At 38.2% G+C, this 15,915-nt stretch carries 16 protein-coding genes; 4 read left to right on the top strand and 12 right to left on the bottom strand.

Going from position 1 to position 15,915, the window contains the following annotated elements; translation table 11 throughout:
- Window positions 1-59: 59 nt before the first annotated feature.
- On the bottom strand, window positions 60-1,445 hold the full coding sequence (locus tag ACSU6B_RS13415; RefSeq protein WP_410885873.1) for a HAMP domain-containing sensor histidine kinase: 1,386 nt from the start codon (window positions 1,443-1,445) through the stop codon (window positions 60-62).
- Between the two features lie 3 nt (window positions 1,446-1,448).
- Window positions 1,449-2,120, bottom strand: a complete 672-nt coding sequence (locus ACSU6B_RS13410) for a response regulator transcription factor (protein WP_410885871.1) — start codon at window positions 2,118-2,120, stop codon at window positions 1,449-1,451.
- 168 nt (window positions 2,121-2,288) lie between these two features.
- Here ACSU6B_RS13410 and ACSU6B_RS13405 point away from each other — a divergent pair, with 168 nt between their 5' ends.
- A complete protein-coding gene (locus ACSU6B_RS13405) occupies window positions 2,289-3,413 on the top strand; it encodes an ABC transporter ATP-binding protein (RefSeq protein ID WP_410885869.1) in 1,125 nt (374 codons plus the stop codon).
- Window positions 3,413-4,969 carry an ABC transporter permease/substrate-binding protein gene (locus ACSU6B_RS13400; RefSeq protein WP_410885867.1) on the top strand — a complete coding sequence of 519 codons (1,557 nt, stop codon included), beginning with the start codon at window positions 3,413-3,415 and terminating at the stop codon, window positions 4,967-4,969. Before ACSU6B_RS13405 ends, ACSU6B_RS13400 begins: the two co-directional genes overlap by 1 nt.
- Window positions 4,970-5,026: 57 nt before the next feature.
- Here the strand turns inward: ACSU6B_RS13400 and ACSU6B_RS13395 are convergent, their stop codons facing one another.
- On the bottom strand, window positions 5,027-5,644 hold the full coding sequence (locus ACSU6B_RS13395; protein WP_214998395.1) for a TrkA C-terminal domain-containing protein: 618 nt from the start codon (window positions 5,642-5,644) through the stop codon (window positions 5,027-5,029).
- 191 nt (window positions 5,645-5,835) lie between these two features.
- On the opposite strand from ACSU6B_RS13395, the gene ACSU6B_RS13390 reads away from it, so the two are divergent.
- Window positions 5,836-6,402 (top strand): membrane-spanning protein, encoded by a 567-nt coding sequence (locus ACSU6B_RS13390; RefSeq protein ID WP_410885865.1) that lies wholly within the window; start codon window positions 5,836-5,838, stop codon window positions 6,400-6,402.
- A gap of 13 nt (window positions 6,403-6,415) precedes the next feature.
- Complete coding sequence (locus ACSU6B_RS13385) at window positions 6,416-7,000, top strand: hypothetical protein (protein ID WP_214998393.1); 585 nt, start codon at window positions 6,416-6,418, stop codon at window positions 6,998-7,000.
- A 23-nt stretch (window positions 7,001-7,023) separates the two neighbouring features.
- Here ACSU6B_RS13385 and ACSU6B_RS13380 read toward each other — a convergent pair whose 3' ends face one another.
- The 9 genes from ACSU6B_RS13380 to ACSU6B_RS13340 form a co-directional block, all read right to left on the bottom strand.
- Complete coding sequence (locus tag ACSU6B_RS13380) at window positions 7,024-8,385, bottom strand: aspartate kinase (protein ID WP_410885863.1); 1,362 nt, start codon at window positions 8,383-8,385, stop codon at window positions 7,024-7,026.
- Between the two features lie 162 nt (window positions 8,386-8,547).
- On the bottom strand, window positions 8,548-9,090 hold the full coding sequence (locus ACSU6B_RS13375; protein WP_410885861.1) for an NADPH-dependent FMN reductase: 543 nt from the start codon (window positions 9,088-9,090) through the stop codon (window positions 8,548-8,550).
- Window positions 9,091-9,179: 89 nt separating this feature from the next.
- On the bottom strand, window positions 9,180-9,794 hold the full coding sequence (locus tag ACSU6B_RS13370; protein ID WP_410885859.1) for an NUDIX hydrolase: 615 nt from the start codon (window positions 9,792-9,794) through the stop codon (window positions 9,180-9,182).
- A 112-nt stretch (window positions 9,795-9,906) separates the two neighbouring features.
- Window positions 9,907-11,070 carry a homogentisate 1,2-dioxygenase gene (locus ACSU6B_RS13365; protein WP_410885857.1) on the bottom strand — a complete coding sequence of 388 codons (1,164 nt, stop codon included), beginning with the start codon at window positions 11,068-11,070 and terminating at the stop codon, window positions 9,907-9,909.
- Between the two features lie 4 nt (window positions 11,071-11,074).
- Window positions 11,075-12,004: a fumarylacetoacetate hydrolase family protein gene (locus ACSU6B_RS13360; protein WP_410885855.1), complete on the bottom strand. Its 930-nt coding sequence runs from the start codon at window positions 12,002-12,004 to the stop codon at window positions 11,075-11,077.
- 14 nt (window positions 12,005-12,018) lie between these two features.
- A complete protein-coding gene (locus ACSU6B_RS13355; protein WP_410885853.1) occupies window positions 12,019-12,630 on the bottom strand; it encodes a flavin reductase family protein in 612 nt (203 codons plus the stop codon).
- 106 nt (window positions 12,631-12,736) lie between these two features.
- On the bottom strand, window positions 12,737-13,852 hold the full coding sequence (gene hppD, locus ACSU6B_RS13350) for a 4-hydroxyphenylpyruvate dioxygenase (RefSeq protein WP_410885851.1): 1,116 nt from the start codon (window positions 13,850-13,852) through the stop codon (window positions 12,737-12,739).
- Between the two features lie 251 nt (window positions 13,853-14,103).
- The gene (locus ACSU6B_RS13345) at window positions 14,104-14,898 is read right to left on the bottom strand and encodes an ABC transporter ATP-binding protein (RefSeq protein WP_214998386.1); all 795 of its coding nucleotides are present in this window, start codon (window positions 14,896-14,898) and stop codon (window positions 14,104-14,106) included.
- Complete coding sequence (locus tag ACSU6B_RS13340) at window positions 14,873-15,904, bottom strand: ABC transporter permease (protein ID WP_168244739.1); 1,032 nt, start codon at window positions 15,902-15,904, stop codon at window positions 14,873-14,875. The genes ACSU6B_RS13345 and ACSU6B_RS13340 overlap by 26 nt, the downstream gene beginning before the upstream one ends.
- Window positions 15,905-15,915: the final 11 nt, after the last annotated feature.

The raw sequence follows: 15,915 nt of genomic DNA, 5'->3' as shown, positions 1-15,915 counted from the left end.
TTCCCTTTCATTTCATAAACAGAATACTGCTTGAATATGAACGGATGATGAACTTCATTTTACAATTTAGGGAGGATGACGGTAAAAGTAGTTCCTTTCCCTTTTTCACTATTTAAATCTATTTTCCCTTGATGCATATCAACGATGGACTTGACGATGGACAAACCTAACCCCGCCCCTTCAACTGAACGTGCTCTAGAGGCATCCGCGCGGTAAAAACGGTCAAATATCCTTTCAATTTCCTGATGATTTAAGCCGACGCCAGAATCTTTAATAACTATTACAACTTCTAACTCCGATTCAGACAATTTTATATCAATTGTACCGTTTTCACGATTATACTTAATCGCATTTGTCAACAGATTTTCCCAAACAGAATATAATAAAGCTCGATCCCCTTTAACCATGGCATCCGGAAGAGAATAACTTAACATAATGTCTTTTTCTAGAATACTCCATTCATATTGATGAATAACAGCTTTAAGTTGTCCTGCGATATTAACCTGACTAACTTCCATTAAATCTTTTTTACTTTCAATCGTGGATAAAAGCAGCAATTGTTTGGTCAAACTGGAAAGTCGGTTTACTTCGGATTGAACAATACGAAGATATTGTTGTTTCTCTTGATCACTTTTTTCACTATTCTCCAATAAAGCGAGATAGCCTTTTATATTGGCTAGTGGTGATTGGATATCATGAGAAATATTAGTCATTAGTTCTTTTCGTAACGTATCTACTTTTGCTAATTTCTGGGACATCTTAGTAAAACTAATCGCTAAATTTCCTAACTCATCGCTTCGGTCAATATCCAGTTTAATTGAAAAATTGCCTTCTGCAATTTCTCTTGTTGCCTTATTAAGCTTTCTAATCGGATTGACTAAATATTTGGTACCAATTAGAACAAATAGAATGCTTAATAAAATAGATAAGATTAGCAGCCATCCGAAAAGAATATGCATCTCGTTAAACATAAGCTTAATATCTGGCCTGATAAACATGGCATATTTTTTACTTTTATACACAAAAGCAATACCGACTGTATTCTTTAATTCATTTGCAAAAAAGCCGGTTACAAAGGTTTTATGTGGAAAAGAACGAATCCCGTGGTATACCTCGCCATGTAATACTTTTTTAGGAATACCTTCAGGTAAATTCTTTTCACGAAAGGAAGAGCCAAAATACTCCTTTTCCCCTTCGTTATTTACCAAAAGAATTTTGTAACCGATCGCCCCGATATGGTCAAGATAATCCTGTAAACTAATCAAAGGGTGCTTACTTGCAAAGTCTGCTATTTCATTAGCAAAATTCATGATTTTCTCGTCATTTTGCTGTTTCAATTTGATTTGGTAATAAGCATTGGAGAGAAAAAATGAAATAATCCCGCTGACGACCATGATCATAATCGTAATGAAGGCGAATTTACTATACAAAGATTTCATAATCATTATTTATTGAACCTCCAGGGAATAACCTACCCCTCTAATCGTTTTGATGGCAAATTCCTCGGTGAAATTCGAAAATCTTTCGCGCAATCGTTTTATATGGACGTCAACCGTTCTTTCATCACCTTCAAAATCAATGCCCCAAATTTTTCCAATAAGGTGACCACGGCTAAATACTTGGTTTGGATGTGTAGATAGAAAGGTTAAAAGTTCAAATTCCTTTAATGGAAGCATGAAGGTCTTGTTATTGATTTTTACCTCATAGCTTTTTTTGTTTATGTACAAGGACCCAATCTTAATATTGGCTTCACCCGTTTTTCCATATCTTCTTAATAATGCATTCACCCTGAAAATCAACTCTTTTGGTTCAAACGGTTTAATTAAATAATCATCAGTTCCTGACTCAAATCCCTTTTCTTTGTCTTCAATTTGACTTTTGGCTGTTAGTAAGATGATTGGAATATCATACTGTTTCCGAATTTCAGTGGTTAAATGATAGCCGTCCATGACAGGCATCATAATATCCACTATCGCTAAATCACAAAACTGATTATTTAATACCTCAAGTGCTGTCACCCCATTTTCTGCTGCAATTACTTTAAATCCTTCTCTCATTAACAAATCTTTAACAAGATTGCGGATGAACACATCATCATCAACAATTAAAATCGTCTTCAAACTAACACCTACTCACTTTTTAAACATATTTTCTTCACTTTATTCTACTTAAAGGATATTGATTTGGAAAGAATAACCGATTAGGTAATTAGACAAACCAACAACTCTTATGTTACCATTAAGTTGTTGCATTGACGCAAGACAACTTAATTATTGGGGGGAATGGAATTGATAGAATTTAAAAACATTGTTAAGAAGTATCGGACAAAAACAATTATTAATCCTTTTTCATTAGATATTGATGCTGGACAGTTAGTTGTTTTTATTGGACCGAGTGGCTGTGGGAAAACCACTTTACTGAAAATGATTAATAAATTGATTCAGCCAACTTCTGGAAAAATTTATGTGAATGGGACGGATATCTCAACCATAAATCCGATTGAGCTCCGCAGAAACATTGGCTATGTCATTCAAAATACTGGTTTATTTCCACATATGTCCATTAAAGAAAATTTAGAATTGATTCCAAAGCTAAAGGGTGAAGATCCCGCTTCGATTACCAAAAAAACAGGTGAATTGCTAGAGTTGGTCGGCTTAGATCCTAAGGAGTTCTTACATCGTTTTCCGAAGGAATTGAGCGGGGGACAACAGCAAAGAATTGGCGTAGCAAGAGCCTTCTCAACCAACTCCGATATCATTTTAATGGATGAACCATTTAGCGCCTTAGATCCAGTCACAAGAAGTTCCCTTCAAGATGAACTCTTCCAAATGCAGAAGGAATTAAACAAGACGATTATTTTCGTCACCCACGATATGGACGAAGCTATTAAAATAGCAGATAAGATTTGCATTCTAAAAGACGGTGATATTCTCCAATATGATACGCCTGAAAACATTCTTAAAAATCCTGCTAATGACTTTGTTGAAGAATTTATTGGAAAAAGAAGAGTTTGGAATAATCCTGAATTATTAATGGCTGAGGATATTATGATACCTAATCCGGTAAAAATTACCTCAAGGCGGACCGTACTTCAGGCCATTGAGATTATGAAGGACCATAAGGTAGACAGCCTAATAGTTACTGACAAACATAATGTCCTTAAGGGTTTAGTGACATTAAAAAGCATCCAGTTGTTAAATCGAACGACGTCGATTGAAATGATTATGGAACAAAATGTTCTTTCCGTTTCACAGGATGCCAATTTAATTTCTGTGTTAGCTACAATGAATGAACATAAAATCGGTTATGTACCTGTTGTGAATGGTCATAACCAATTAATTGGTCTCATTACGAGAAGCAGTATTCTATCTGCATTAAGCAGCCAACTAATTGATTTGGAGGTGGCCTTTTAATGAGTGGATTTTGGAACTATTTAACCACAAACTATGAGCAGGTTTTAAGTTTACTTGGCCAGCATCTTTACTTAAGTGTGATTTCTGTTTTAGTAGCAATTATAATTGGGATCCCACTTGGTATATTAATTTCAAGAGAACCAAAGCTCGCAAAACCTATTATTGGAACTACGAATGTGATCCAAGCTGTACCGAGTTTGGCATTACTTGGATTTCTCATCCCATTCGTTGGAATCGGCAGTACCCCAGCGATAATCATGGTCGTTCTATATTCACTGCTTCCCATTGTTAAAAACACATACACAGGTTTAACGAATATTGATGGGGACATTCTGGAAGCCGCCAGAGGTATCGGTCTGACCAAGAGTCAAACGATGAGAAAGGTTCAGTTACCACTAGCCTTCCCGATGATTATGGCGGGTATCAGAATTTCAGCGGTTACCGCTGTTGGATTAATGACCATTGCAGCCTTCATCGGTGCAGGCGGACTTGGGTATCTCGTATTTTCTGGTGTGCAAACAGTTGACAATTATATGATTTTGGCCGGAGCTATTCCAGCCTGTATTCTTGCTCTTCTCATTGATTATATTGTCGGAAAACTCGAATCCTCACTTTCTTATACAAGCAAGCAAAGATCAGCAAAAAAGACTGGTAAAACCACTAAAAAAATAATGATTAGTTTGGCTTGTATTTTGTTAATCATTGCCGGGACTTTTACTGCTTATTCAAAGGTAAACGCAAAGGATAAAATTGTAATAGGTTCAAAAAATTTCAGCGAACAAATGATATTAGGTAATATGCTCGCTGATTTAATAGAAAATAAGACTGATATTCAAGTAGAAAGAAAACTAAATCTTGGTGGTAGTCAGGTTGCCTTCAGTGCCCTTAAAAATGGGGACATTGATATGTATGTTGAATATACGGGGACAGGATTAATTAATATCTTAAAGAAGAAGCCACAGAGTGATCCGGACATCGTCTACGATATTGTCCAGAAGGAATTCAAGCAAAAATATGGTTTTGAATTGTTAAAACCGCTTGGATTTAATAACACCTATGCCTTAGCAATTCGTCAAGACACCGCAAAAGAATATGGTTTAAAGACGATCTCTGATTTAGCAAAGGTAAGCTCGGAATTAACCATGGGTCCGACGATCGAATTTCCAAATCGCGAGGACGGATTAATCGGACTTTCCAAAAAGTATAATTTGAAATTTAAAGACGTAAAAGCCATTGATGGCGGGTTACGCTATACTGCATTAAACAACCATAAAAGTGATGTGATCGATGCCTTTTCGACGGACGGGTTACTTGAAGAGTTTAAATTGAAGGTATTAGAGGATGATAAAAACTTCTTCCCTCCTTACTATGCCGTACCAATGTTAAAAGAAGAAACATTAAAGGAACATCCAGAATTAAGAAAAGTTATTAATTCTTTATCTGGTAAGTTGACGGATGAAAAAATGCGCGAACTCAACTATAAGGTCGACAGTCTCAAACAGTCACCTGCCAAAGTCGCAAAAGAATTTTTGGAATCAGAAGGATTATTAGAATAATTACAAAAGGAAAAGCCGGTCTTCGAAACCGGCTTTTTCGTATATTCCATATCGTTTTTACTCTTCCATAAAGTGAAGCACCCGGTCATGAGTTTCTTCAGCACCTATGATAAGCAGGACATCCCCCTCAAGAATTACCGCATAAGGTCCCGGTGAGATAATTAATTCACCTTTCCGTTTCATGCCGATCACGGTTCCCCCGGTATTTTGCCAAAACTTCAATTCCGAAATAGTTTGTCCTATATGAATACAGCCTGGAATAACTTCTACCTCGATTGGCGCCAATGGGTTCGTGTGACGAAGCTTTCCAGAGTAGTCCATGATTTTTCTAAGCGTGTCAAACAGCTGCTCATCGAGCTTGTCTCTTTCAGAAATCAGTGAGTTCATTTGCTTTTCAAGATCTTTAATACTTGCGATGTTGGAAAACCGTTGAATATATTTATAGGCATTTTCCCGAGAAGATATGACGATTCCACTACCTTTAGTGGATTGGACAATCTCAACATCCTCTAGAATCTTAATCGCTCTTCTAACAGTTTCAGGAGAAACCTTGTACTCACTTGCTAACGTCGATCTGCCATGTATCTTTTCCCCTACCTTAAATTTCCCATCGTAGATCCTATTTGCTAAATCTATCGCAATTCGCTCGTAAGTTGGTATTTGTGCCTTTTGCATAGCTTCCTCCGCCATCTATATCTTTACCTGAGTCTGTACATAATTATAGTAATTGCTACTTATCAAATATACTCTTTTCCATGTGTATATGCGAGAACAAATATTTCATTTCCACTCAGTTTAACTTTCATGATTTCATTTGTATTTATTGGACATAATTGTAAGGAATCTTGTTTAATGGGGTGAAGTATTTGAAACGGAAAGTAATTATCCTTTTAAGTGTTGTTTTTATTCTATTAATGTCTGCCTTATTTGTTTATTACCTTATTAAAGGGGATTCCTCGAGATGGCAAGTAGCACTTGGCGGCATTCTTGTGAGTGGATTGCCACTCCTACTAATATTTAAGAAAAAGAATCCATTTAACCTCCCAATTATAATAGGTTATTATATGTTTATTTTCTGTACATTATTTTTAGGATCGATCGCTAGTTTTTACCTTCATTATAAATGGTGGGACTCTACCATTCATATTTTAAAGGGTATATATGTAGCTTTTGTTGGTATAACTTTATTTAAATTATTCATTCCGAAAGATGTGCGGAATGATGCTTCAAGATGGATTTTATTTCTTTTTGTTCTTTCACTCTCAGTCCTAGCAAGTGCACTTTGGGAGATCTATGAGTTTGTGGGGGATCAAACGTTTACTCACACCATGCAAAGAGGAGGAAATAAAGATACAATGTATGACTTACTCTGTGGATTTGCGGGGGGACTCCTAGTCTCCCTTTACGCCTTTGTGCGAAAGCCTAAAGTATGAGAGGAGGAAATTTATGAATCGAAAGCTTGTCATCATTTTCAGTTTAATCTATGTCATTTTTATGGCAGCATTAGCCGTCTACTACTTTTCAAACGATGTAACCTTTAAAGGAACAGTTGCCATTGGAGGAATTGTTTGTGGAGCAGTCCCGTTATTATTGGCCTTATTTACTAAGCTCCAATTCAATTTGCCTATTGTCATTTCTTATTTAATTTTCTTAGTCGGTTCACAATATCTCGGTTCCATATTAGGCTGGTATGGACTCGGTTGGTGGGACACCTTTATGCATGTGGTCAGTGGAGCCATTCTCGCTTTTTCTGGAATTGCTTTATATGAACGATTGATCCATAGAAATGCGGGGGATAAAATATCGCCATGGTTTGTGTTTTTATTTACGTTATCCTTCGCAGCACTCGGTGGAGTATTATGGGAAATTTATGAATTTAGCTCTGACCAAATTTTTGATATGACCTTACAAGGCGGCGGAAATAAAGATACGATGACGGATTTAATTGCTGATACAATTGGCGGACTGGTTATTGCAATGTGGGCTGGGATTCGAACAAGGATTAAGTTAAAAAAGGTACGTCGTTTTTGACGTACCTTTTTCTACACTTAAAATTAAACCGTAACTGCGACAAAAAATTCCTCATAAAGAGCTTGAACCGCTCTTTTTTCATCTACTACTTTAACCCCAAACATCATGCTGACCTCAGATGAACCTTGGTTAATCATCTCGATATTAATACGAGCTTTCGCCAATGCTTTGGAGGCTCTTGCCATTGTTCCTACATTGTGGCGCATGCCCTCACCGACAACCATAATGAGAGCTAGACTATGTTCAAATTTTACTTGATCGGCGTGTAATTCAGTTTCAATCCGTTCTTTAATCGCCTTCTCCGTTTCCGCATCCATTTGATTTTCACGCAGGATAACGGAAACATCATCAATTCCAGACGGCGTATGTTCATAGGATAGTCCGAAGTCCTCTAAGATACTTAAAAGCTTGCGGCCAAAACCTATCTCTCTATTCATTAAGTATTTGCTTACATAAATACTACAAAAACCTTGATCACTTGCAATTCCAATAACAGGCCCATTCGTATTGTCGCGCTCATAAACAATCCTTGTTCCTGGTGCACTTGGATTGTTGGTATTTTTGATTTGAACAGGTATTCCCGCTCTGAATGCTGGAACAAGTGCTTCATCATGTAAAACAGTAAATCCTGCATATGAAAGCTCGCGCATTTCCCGGTAGGTTAATTCCTTTATTTCCTTCGGCTCCTTTACAATAGAAGGGTTCACGGAATAAACAGCATCTACATCCGTAAAGTTCTCATATAAGTCGGCTTTCAGAGCATTTGCAAGGATTGATCCAGTAATATCGGATCCACTTCGCGAAAAGGTAAAAACCTCTCCTTGTTTGCTATATCCAAAGAATCCAGGGAAAATTAAAATCCCAGAACGCTCGTGCAGCGAATATAACTGACTATAGGCTTCTGGTAGTGCTTGAGCATTGCCAGGCTCATCACTGACGAGGAGACCGGCTTCTTTAGGGTCAACATAATAGGCCTCAACCCCCTGCTCCTGGAAATAAGCCGCTACCAATTTGGCGTGATTATCCTCACCGCTCGCTTTTAATAAATCCAGAAAACGATCCGGTTTTGTTTTGTCGCTACTCAACCTCTTTGTTAAATCGTCATGAATTTCGTTAATAATTTCTAAAGGTAGGGATAATTCTTCGGCGATAGTGGAATATCTATCGATGACTGCATCAAACTTTTCCCTTGGATTTTTATTTTGCAAACATAACTCTCCACATTCAATTAATAAATCAGTTACCTTGTTATCTTCCGAAAACCTTTTTCCTGGCGCAGATACTACAACTACCTTCCGCTCGGAATCTGAAACAACTATCTTAAATACCTTCTCAATTTGTTTTCCGGATGCTAACGAGGACCCGCCAAACTTTACGACCTTCATCCCTACATCTCCCTAATATCTAAAAATATAATTTTAATTTTAACGATATTCAGAAAATAATCAAGTTTTTTCTTTTAGAGAAAGACATTTGTCCTCTACATGTGGACAAAAAGATAAAAAACAGTGAATTCCGGCTTGAAATCCACTGTTTTAGATGTTCGTTTACAAATGTTTTGTTTTTTCTACCCAATCGATAAAGTTATTCATCACAGTATCTAGGAATCCAAGTGTAGGTTCATGTGTTAATTTCCCGGCTTCATCCACTTTTTCATGGACAGCATTGATAAATACTTCATTTCCAGGAAGCGTTAATGCTCCCATAGCAGCTAATATTTGTCTAAGATTAACCTGTGCTCTTACCGTTCCAAGAACACCTGGTGTGGCGCCAACAATCATTACTGGTTTTTTCATCATTACTTTATCCACTCGCGAAAACCAATCAAGTGCATTTTTCAAAAATGCAGGAATGGCATGATTATATTCTGGAGTGGCAATTAATACACCATCACTTGCTGCCACTATTTTTTTGATTTGGATCACAACTTCTGCTGGTGTTAACTCATCATCCTGGTTGTACATTGGAAGGTCTTCGATCGGTAATATCTCAATTTCAACTTTTTCGAGATAACGTTCCTTCAGTAATTCTACCAGCTTTCTATTAATTGATTGCTTTCTATTACTGCCAACGATTGCTACGATTTTCATAAAAAAAACTCCTTATCCTTGAATTTCAAGCTGCAATATAACTATAATCATTGTTTCTTAAAATAACCAAGGATATGCTCTTATAGATACTAACGAATAAGTTCAATAAAATGGGAAAGAATCTTAGCGGTTAATCCCCAAATTACTTTTCCTTGATACCGGTAGAAATATTCCTCGACCCCTCGAGTCCGCCAATTATAATTCTCCCCGCCGGCAATTAGGTCAAAGGGAAAATTCGCTTCAGGTTCTGGCCTAAATTCAATATAATATATCTCTGGCTCATTATTTATAAAAAAAGATAGTGGTACAGTAAAAATCTCCCCGACTTCCGATGGATTTGGAACGATCCTATTCGGATGTTTAATGTATCCAACAAAAGGATAGATAATCATTCCAAATGGTGAAATCATATAATCTAGTGGGTTAATGTCTGCAAGTTGCTCTTTGTTAATTCCTAATTCCTCAACCGTTTCTCGGATAGCTGCATCTTTTTCATCGATATCCTGTGCGTCAATTCTCCCCCCTGGAAAACATATTTCTCCAGGCTGCCTCCTTAGTTCTAGGGAACGAACCTCTAACAACACGTGAATCCCATCCTCTTTTTCTATGAGTGGTACCATGACAGCATATTTTGAAAATTTCTCACTTCCAAGAATTTTAGGAGTATGACTTTTTAATTTAGTTACTATTGATTCCAGTTCCATGATTTCACCTCTATTCATTTACAGTTTTTTCTTATTACTACCATACCACTTTTTACCTTAGATTGAAAAAACAATCCAACTAGAAATACGTTGGATTGTTCTGGAAAAATCATTAATCCTTCTTTTCATACCAAGAATACATATAGTTAGCATCTTCTATTTTTTGTGCGGTTTTTACGATTTTTAGTGGATGAAAGGTATCGATCATAACGGCCAGTTCAAGTGTTTCCTTTTTTCCAATACTCGCTTCCGTTTTCCCAGGATGAGGTCCATGTGGGATCCCGCCTGGATGAAGCGTGATCGAGCCCTCCTGTACTCCTTTACGACTCATAAAATTTCCTTCCACATAATAAAGGAGTTCGTCACTGTTAACGTTACTATGATAATAGGGAGCAGGAATCGATTCTGGATGATAATCATACAGCCTCGGGACGAATGAGCAAATGACAAAATTATTACCTTCAAAGGTTTGATGGACGGGAGGCGGCTGATGAACTCTTCCTGTGATTGGTTCAAAATCCTCGATGTTAAAGGCCCATGGATATAAATACCCATCCCAGCCAACTACATCAAGTGGATGATGTCCAATGATATGTGAGGATAACTTCCCTCTTGATTTCGTTAAAACCTCAAATTCACCCTTTTCATCAAATGTCGTCAATTCTTCCGGTCCACGAAGGTCTCTTTCACAAAATGGGCTATGCTCTAAAAGTTGACCATATTCATTTCGGTACCGTCTAGGAGTTGTTATTTGGCTGAAGGATTCAATAAAAAGCATTTTTGTCTCCTCATTTATATTCGGTATGACACGGTATATGGTACCAATCGGAATAATCACATAATCGCCCGGCCGATATGACAGAGTCCCGAACATCGTTTCTAATTTTCCTGAGCCGTAGTGGATAAAAAGCATTTCATCTCCATCACCGTTCCGATAAAAACTTGGCATCGGCATTGTCACATTGGCTGTTCCAATTAATAAATCCTGATTTCCCAAGATATATTCCCGCGATTTCAGGGCATCTCCTTTGGTTGGTACTTTACTTGTAAAAAAATGACGATGTTTGAGCTCCTGTTGGTCTTCATATACGGGCAAGTAATTTCCTACCACTTCTGCCCTCACCACTTCTGTCGGCATATATTGATGATATAAAATCGATTGTGTTCCTGAGAAACCACGAGTGCCCATAACTTGCTCCCTATAAAGACTCCCATCTTCCTTTTTAAACATCGTATGCCGTTTGTGCGGAATCTTACCCATTTGACGGTAATACATCTTCTCACCTCTCTTCAGCGATTATCCCATTCTGTAACACTCCAAGATAATCAATCTCTAGTTCGACTTGATCACCTGGTATTAGCCAGCGATGAACCTTCTCTCCAAGCTCAAGAATACATCCAGAACCAACTGTACCTGAACCAATCATCTCTCCAGGGTATAAAGTCACGCCAGCAGAAGCCCTCTCAATCATTTCAGCAAATGAATAATATAAGTCTTTCATATTCCCCTTGGAAAGGAGAGCCCCATTAACACGGGCTTTCATCGAAAGATTGAAGCCCTTCCCTAATTTAAATGGTTCTAACTCGTCTTTTGTGACAATCCACGGTCCAATCGATGTCGAGAAATCCTTCCCTTTTGCGGGCCCCAGTCCAACCTTCATTTCCTTCCTTTGTAGGTCTCTTGCGCTCCAATCATTTAAAATACAATAGCCAAAAATATACTCATCTGCCTCATCTGCGGAAATATTTCTGCCTTCTTTGCCAATAATGCATGCGATCTCCAGCTCATAATCAAGCCAGTTACAATTTACAGGCTGGATTATTTCCTCTCCTGGTCCCTTAATTGCAAGATGATTGGAAAAGTAAAAGACAGGGATATCGTACCATTCTGGAACCATCTCGAGGCCCCTATTCTCCCTCGCTGTTTTCACATGCTGCTCAAATGCATAAAAATCACGAAAACTCCTAGGAATAGGTAGTGGTGCCTTTAAACAAAGTTGACTCAATGGATAAACGCCTTTTTGTCCCTTTGTAAATGGGATTAAACTAGCCACTGTTTCCAGATGGGCGTCACTATTTTCAAGAAAAGCTAATAGATTACTTGGCAGCACCCCGCCTGATGCCTCATACATATCAACGGCATAGTGTTGGTCAAGTAACCAGCCTGCTCGGATTGTCCCATCCTTTTTTTCAAAAGTTACAAATTTCACGACACTCACCTTTTCTACTTTTTTCGATCCATTTCAAACATTTTAGCTAACGGGTCAGTAAAGATGTTCCCAGCCATCCGTCCAATTGGGTTCAGCTTGGCCGTATCTATTCTCCCTTTATCAAATAGTTCATCGGTCACATGGACATGAACTACTTTTCCTATTACAAGGCTCCCTGCACCGGGCTTATTACCAAAATGTAATACTTGCTCTAATTCACATTCTAAATGAACGAGTGATTCCTTAATACGCGGTACACCCACCTTTAAACTTGGTTCCTTCGTTAAACCCACCTCTGCTATTTCGTCGATATCCGGGTTGAATTCGATCGCACAGTCATTCATTTGCTCAGCCATGCTATTACTTACAATATTAATGACAAATTGACCTGTGCTTTCAATATTTACAAGTGTATCTTTCTTAGCCCCATCCGTTCCTCTTCTCATCGGTGAAAAACAGATAAGCATGGGGTCCGCACTAATCGCAGTAAAAAAACTAAATGGTGCTGCATTAGCTACCCCATTTCCATCTATGGTCGAAACAAAAGCAATTGGACGGGGAAGGATCGAACCAACTAATAGTTTATATGCCTCTCTCCATTCCAGTGTTTTCGGCGAGATCTCCATAACATATTCACCCCTTACAGGTTAACTTTTAAAAAAAGGGAGTAATTACCTCTCCCTTTTCCTACTCCGCTCTATACTTTTGTCCTTTAAAACCTTGCTCTTTATATTAGAGATTTCCTCGTCTTTCCTGCTCCCGTTCAATTGACTCAAATAAAGCTTTAAAGTTTCCTTCACCAAAACCACGTGCCCCTTTTCGTTGAATAATTTCAACAAATAATGTCGGACGGTCTACAATTGGTTTTGTAAAAATTTGCAGTAAATACCCCTCATCATCACGGTCTACTAAAATATTTAGTTCTCGAAGCTTTTCAATTTCTTCATCAATTTTACCGATGCGTTCACCTAAGGATTCATAATATGCTGGTGGAGTATTCAGGAATTCTACCCCATTCTCCTTTAAAATAGCGACGGTTGATACAATATCTTCCGTTAATATCGCCAAATGCTGGACACCCGGACCATTGTAGAATTCTAGATATTCCTGTATTTGTGATTTACGTTTTCCGACTGCCGGTTCATTGATTGGGAATTTAATCCGCCCTCCGTTATGCATAACCTTTGACATTAGAGCTGAGTATTCCGTCGTGATGTCCTTGTCAGAGAAATGTTTCATTTCCTTAAAGCCCATTACCTTAGCGTAATATTCGACCCACTCCTCCATCCTCTCCACGTTACCCACTACATGATCGATCCCAATTAACCCGGCATCTTTAATAGGAAGTGGCGCCGAGTATGCGACATACCCGGGTAAAAATGCCCCTTGATAATTTTTCCGTTCAATTAACGTATGGATGGTATCCCCATATGTACCAAGAACGGCTTTTTTAATCACACCTGTTTCATCCTTGATTTCAGATGGGGCAGCAATCACAATGGCTCCTCTTTTCACTGCCTCCTCAAAAGCTTTCTCGACATTATCGACTAACAGGGCTATGTCCTTCACACCGTCACCGTGTTTTTTTACAAATTGGGAAACTTCACTGTCTTCGGTATAGGAGCCTGTTAGGACGAGGCGAATATTCCGTTGCTTTAAACAATAGGAAGCGGTTTCACGATTACCAGTTTCAAGACCAGCGTAAGCTACTGGGTGAAAACCAAAGGCAGTGCAAAAAAAGTGACATGCTTGCTTGGCATTCCCTGTGTAAATTTCAATATAATCAACATCTCGAACGGGGAAAAAATCATCAACTAATTGGTCTGCCCTTACTCTATTTTCTTTCATTTAGAAACCCCCATTAGTTTAAAAGTAATAATATTCTGAATTAATTCTAAATGAAAGAATCTTGTCCTTTCAAGGATGGGAGGTAAAGCAATAACGCTTTTTTGTACTAAAGTAATTTAGATATCCTCGAATTATTTCCCAAAATACAAAAAGAAACTTACCCAAAACAGGCAGTTTCTCCTTTAATGATATTGGAAATACTTTTTATAAAAGCAAATCTACAATAGACACTCAAAAAAAATTTTTTCCTATTAGGAAAGAATGGCACGGTCACTTGACATTTGTACCCCACGTATCCTTTTAAACTCCATCAGTAAACCTTCAATTGTTAATTGCTTCTTATTTTCCTCATTGACCTCTAAAATAATTTGGCCCTTATCCATCATGATTAATCGATTGCCTAAGTCAATGGCTTGCTGCATGTTATGAGTAACCATTAATGTGGTCAGTTTATATTTGTCTACAATTTCTCTCGTTAAGTTCGTAATTAATTCCGCTCTTGATGGATCAAGTGCTGCCGTATGTTCATCAAGAAGGAGGATGGAAGGCTCTGTGAAGGTAGCCATTAACAGGGATAGTGCTTGACGTTCTCCCCCGGATAACAAGCCTACCTTTGCACTTAGGCGGTTCTCGAGGCCCAGATGCAGGGATTCCAATACCTCACGAAAATAATCACGTCGCTTTTTTGTAACTCCTTGTCGAAGTGTTCTCATTTTATTCCGAGAATAAGCCATGGCAAGATTTTCCTCAATCGTCATACTTGGAGCCGTACCGGCCATTGGATCCTGAAAAACACGTCCGATCATTTTTGACCGTTTAAACTCTGACATATTTGTGACATTTTTTCCGCCTATCTGTACTTCCCCTATATCCGGGATTAACACACCTGAAATGATATTCATTAAGGTTGATTTCCCCGCCCCGTTACTGCCAATTACCGTTACGAAATCACCAGGCTGAAGGGTTAGGTTCACATGATCAATGGCGATTTTTTCATCAGGTGTCCCTTCATTAAATATTTTATGAATCTGATTTAATTGTAACATGATTGTCCCCCTTCGCATGGCCAGAAGTCTGCATGATGTTTGATCTTTCAGATCTTCTGCGGGCTTTCCGCTTTCTCTCTTTGGAACTTTCAATAATCTTTGGAGTCGTAAGAGCAAGAATAACAATGAGAGCAGTAATCAGCTTCATATCACCAGGGTCCAAGAAATCTACCCGTAATGCTAAAGTAACAACAATTCGATAAATAATCGATCCGCCAATAACAGCGAGAGTGGTCCTAGCAATCGTTTTTGTACCAAATAAGGCTTCACCAATAATAACGGAGGCTAGACCAATCACAATCATCCCAATCCCCATACCCACATCTGCAAATCCACCTTGCTGGGCAATCAGAGCACCTGAGAAAGCTACAAGAGCATTTGAAAGACCTAAGCCAAGCACAACAAGGAGGTTGGTATTAGCAGAAAGGCTGCGAATCATCCGTTTATTATCTCCCGTAGCCCTGACGGCAAGCCCAATTTCGGTTTTCAAAAATAGATCGGTAAAGAATTTAATCACAAATGTTACGATAATCATAAAAATAAGAATTCCCCATGTTTCCGGCAAGCTGTCGCCAAGCCCCACCATGGAGAGAATGTTATTGAAAAATGAATCAATTCCTGTCTTTTCAAAAAATCCACTAATTTTCGTAAAAGCTGTATCTGTATTTAATAATGGGATATTTGAGCGTCCCATGATTCGAAGATTTATTGAATAAAGTGCAATCATCATTAAAATTCCGGAAAGCAAGTTATTAATCTTTCCAAATGTATGGAGAAGACCTGTCATACATCCAGCTGCAAAACCGGCGAATAACGCCATGATTGTTGCTAAAAATGGATCGGTTCCATTCGCAATCATTACAGCAGAAATTGCTGCCCCCGTCACAAAACTCCCATCCACCGTTAAATCTGGAAAATCCAGAATACGAAAGGAAAGATAGACGCCAAGTGCCATAATCGCATAGATAATACCTGCTTCAAATGATCCAAATATGGCTGTAAACATTGAGATCATCC

The sequence above is a fragment of the Neobacillus sp. C211 genome (genome assembly GCF_051842875.1).
Taxonomy (GTDB): Bacteria; Bacillota; Bacilli; order Bacillales; family Cytobacillaceae; genus Neobacillus.
Note: the sequence above shows the minus strand (reverse complement) of the source record. Positions and strands in the feature narration are given on the sequence as shown.

Coding starts and splice junctions, on each gene's coding strand:
- ACSU6B_RS13355 (WP_410885853.1), bottom strand. CDS start 12,630: ATGGAGATCTCGCCGAAAACACTGGAATGGAGAGAGGCATATAAACTA.
- ACSU6B_RS13385 (WP_214998393.1), top strand. CDS start 6,416: ATGAATCGAAAGCTTGTCATCATTTTCAGTTTAATCTATGTCATTTTT.
- ACSU6B_RS13340 (WP_168244739.1), bottom strand. CDS start 15,904: ATGTTTACAGCCATATTTGGATCATTTGAAGCAGGTATTATCTATGCG.
- ACSU6B_RS13395 (WP_214998395.1), bottom strand. CDS start 5,644: ATGCAAAAGGCACAAATACCAACTTACGAGCGAATTGCGATAGATTTA.
- ACSU6B_RS13345 (WP_214998386.1), bottom strand. CDS start 14,898: ATGTTACAATTAAATCAGATTCATAAAATATTTAATGAAGGGACACCT.
- hppD (WP_410885851.1), bottom strand. CDS start 13,852: ATGAAAGAAAATAGAGTAAGGGCAGACCAATTAGTTGATGATTTTTTC.
- ACSU6B_RS13370 (WP_410885859.1), bottom strand. CDS start 9,794: ATGGAACTGGAATCAATAGTAACTAAATTAAAAAGTCATACTCCTAAA.
- ACSU6B_RS13400 (WP_410885867.1), top strand. CDS start 3,413: ATGAGTGGATTTTGGAACTATTTAACCACAAACTATGAGCAGGTTTTA.
- ACSU6B_RS13375 (WP_410885861.1), bottom strand. CDS start 9,090: ATGAAAATCGTAGCAATCGTTGGCAGTAATAGAAAGCAATCAATTAAT.
- ACSU6B_RS13365 (WP_410885857.1), bottom strand. CDS start 11,070: ATGTATTACCGTCAAATGGGTAAGATTCCGCACAAACGGCATACGATG.
- ACSU6B_RS13380 (WP_410885863.1), bottom strand. CDS start 8,385: ATGAAGGTCGTAAAGTTTGGCGGGTCCTCGTTAGCATCCGGAAAACAA.
- ACSU6B_RS13415 (WP_410885873.1), bottom strand. CDS start 1,445: ATGATTATGAAATCTTTGTATAGTAAATTCGCCTTCATTACGATTATG.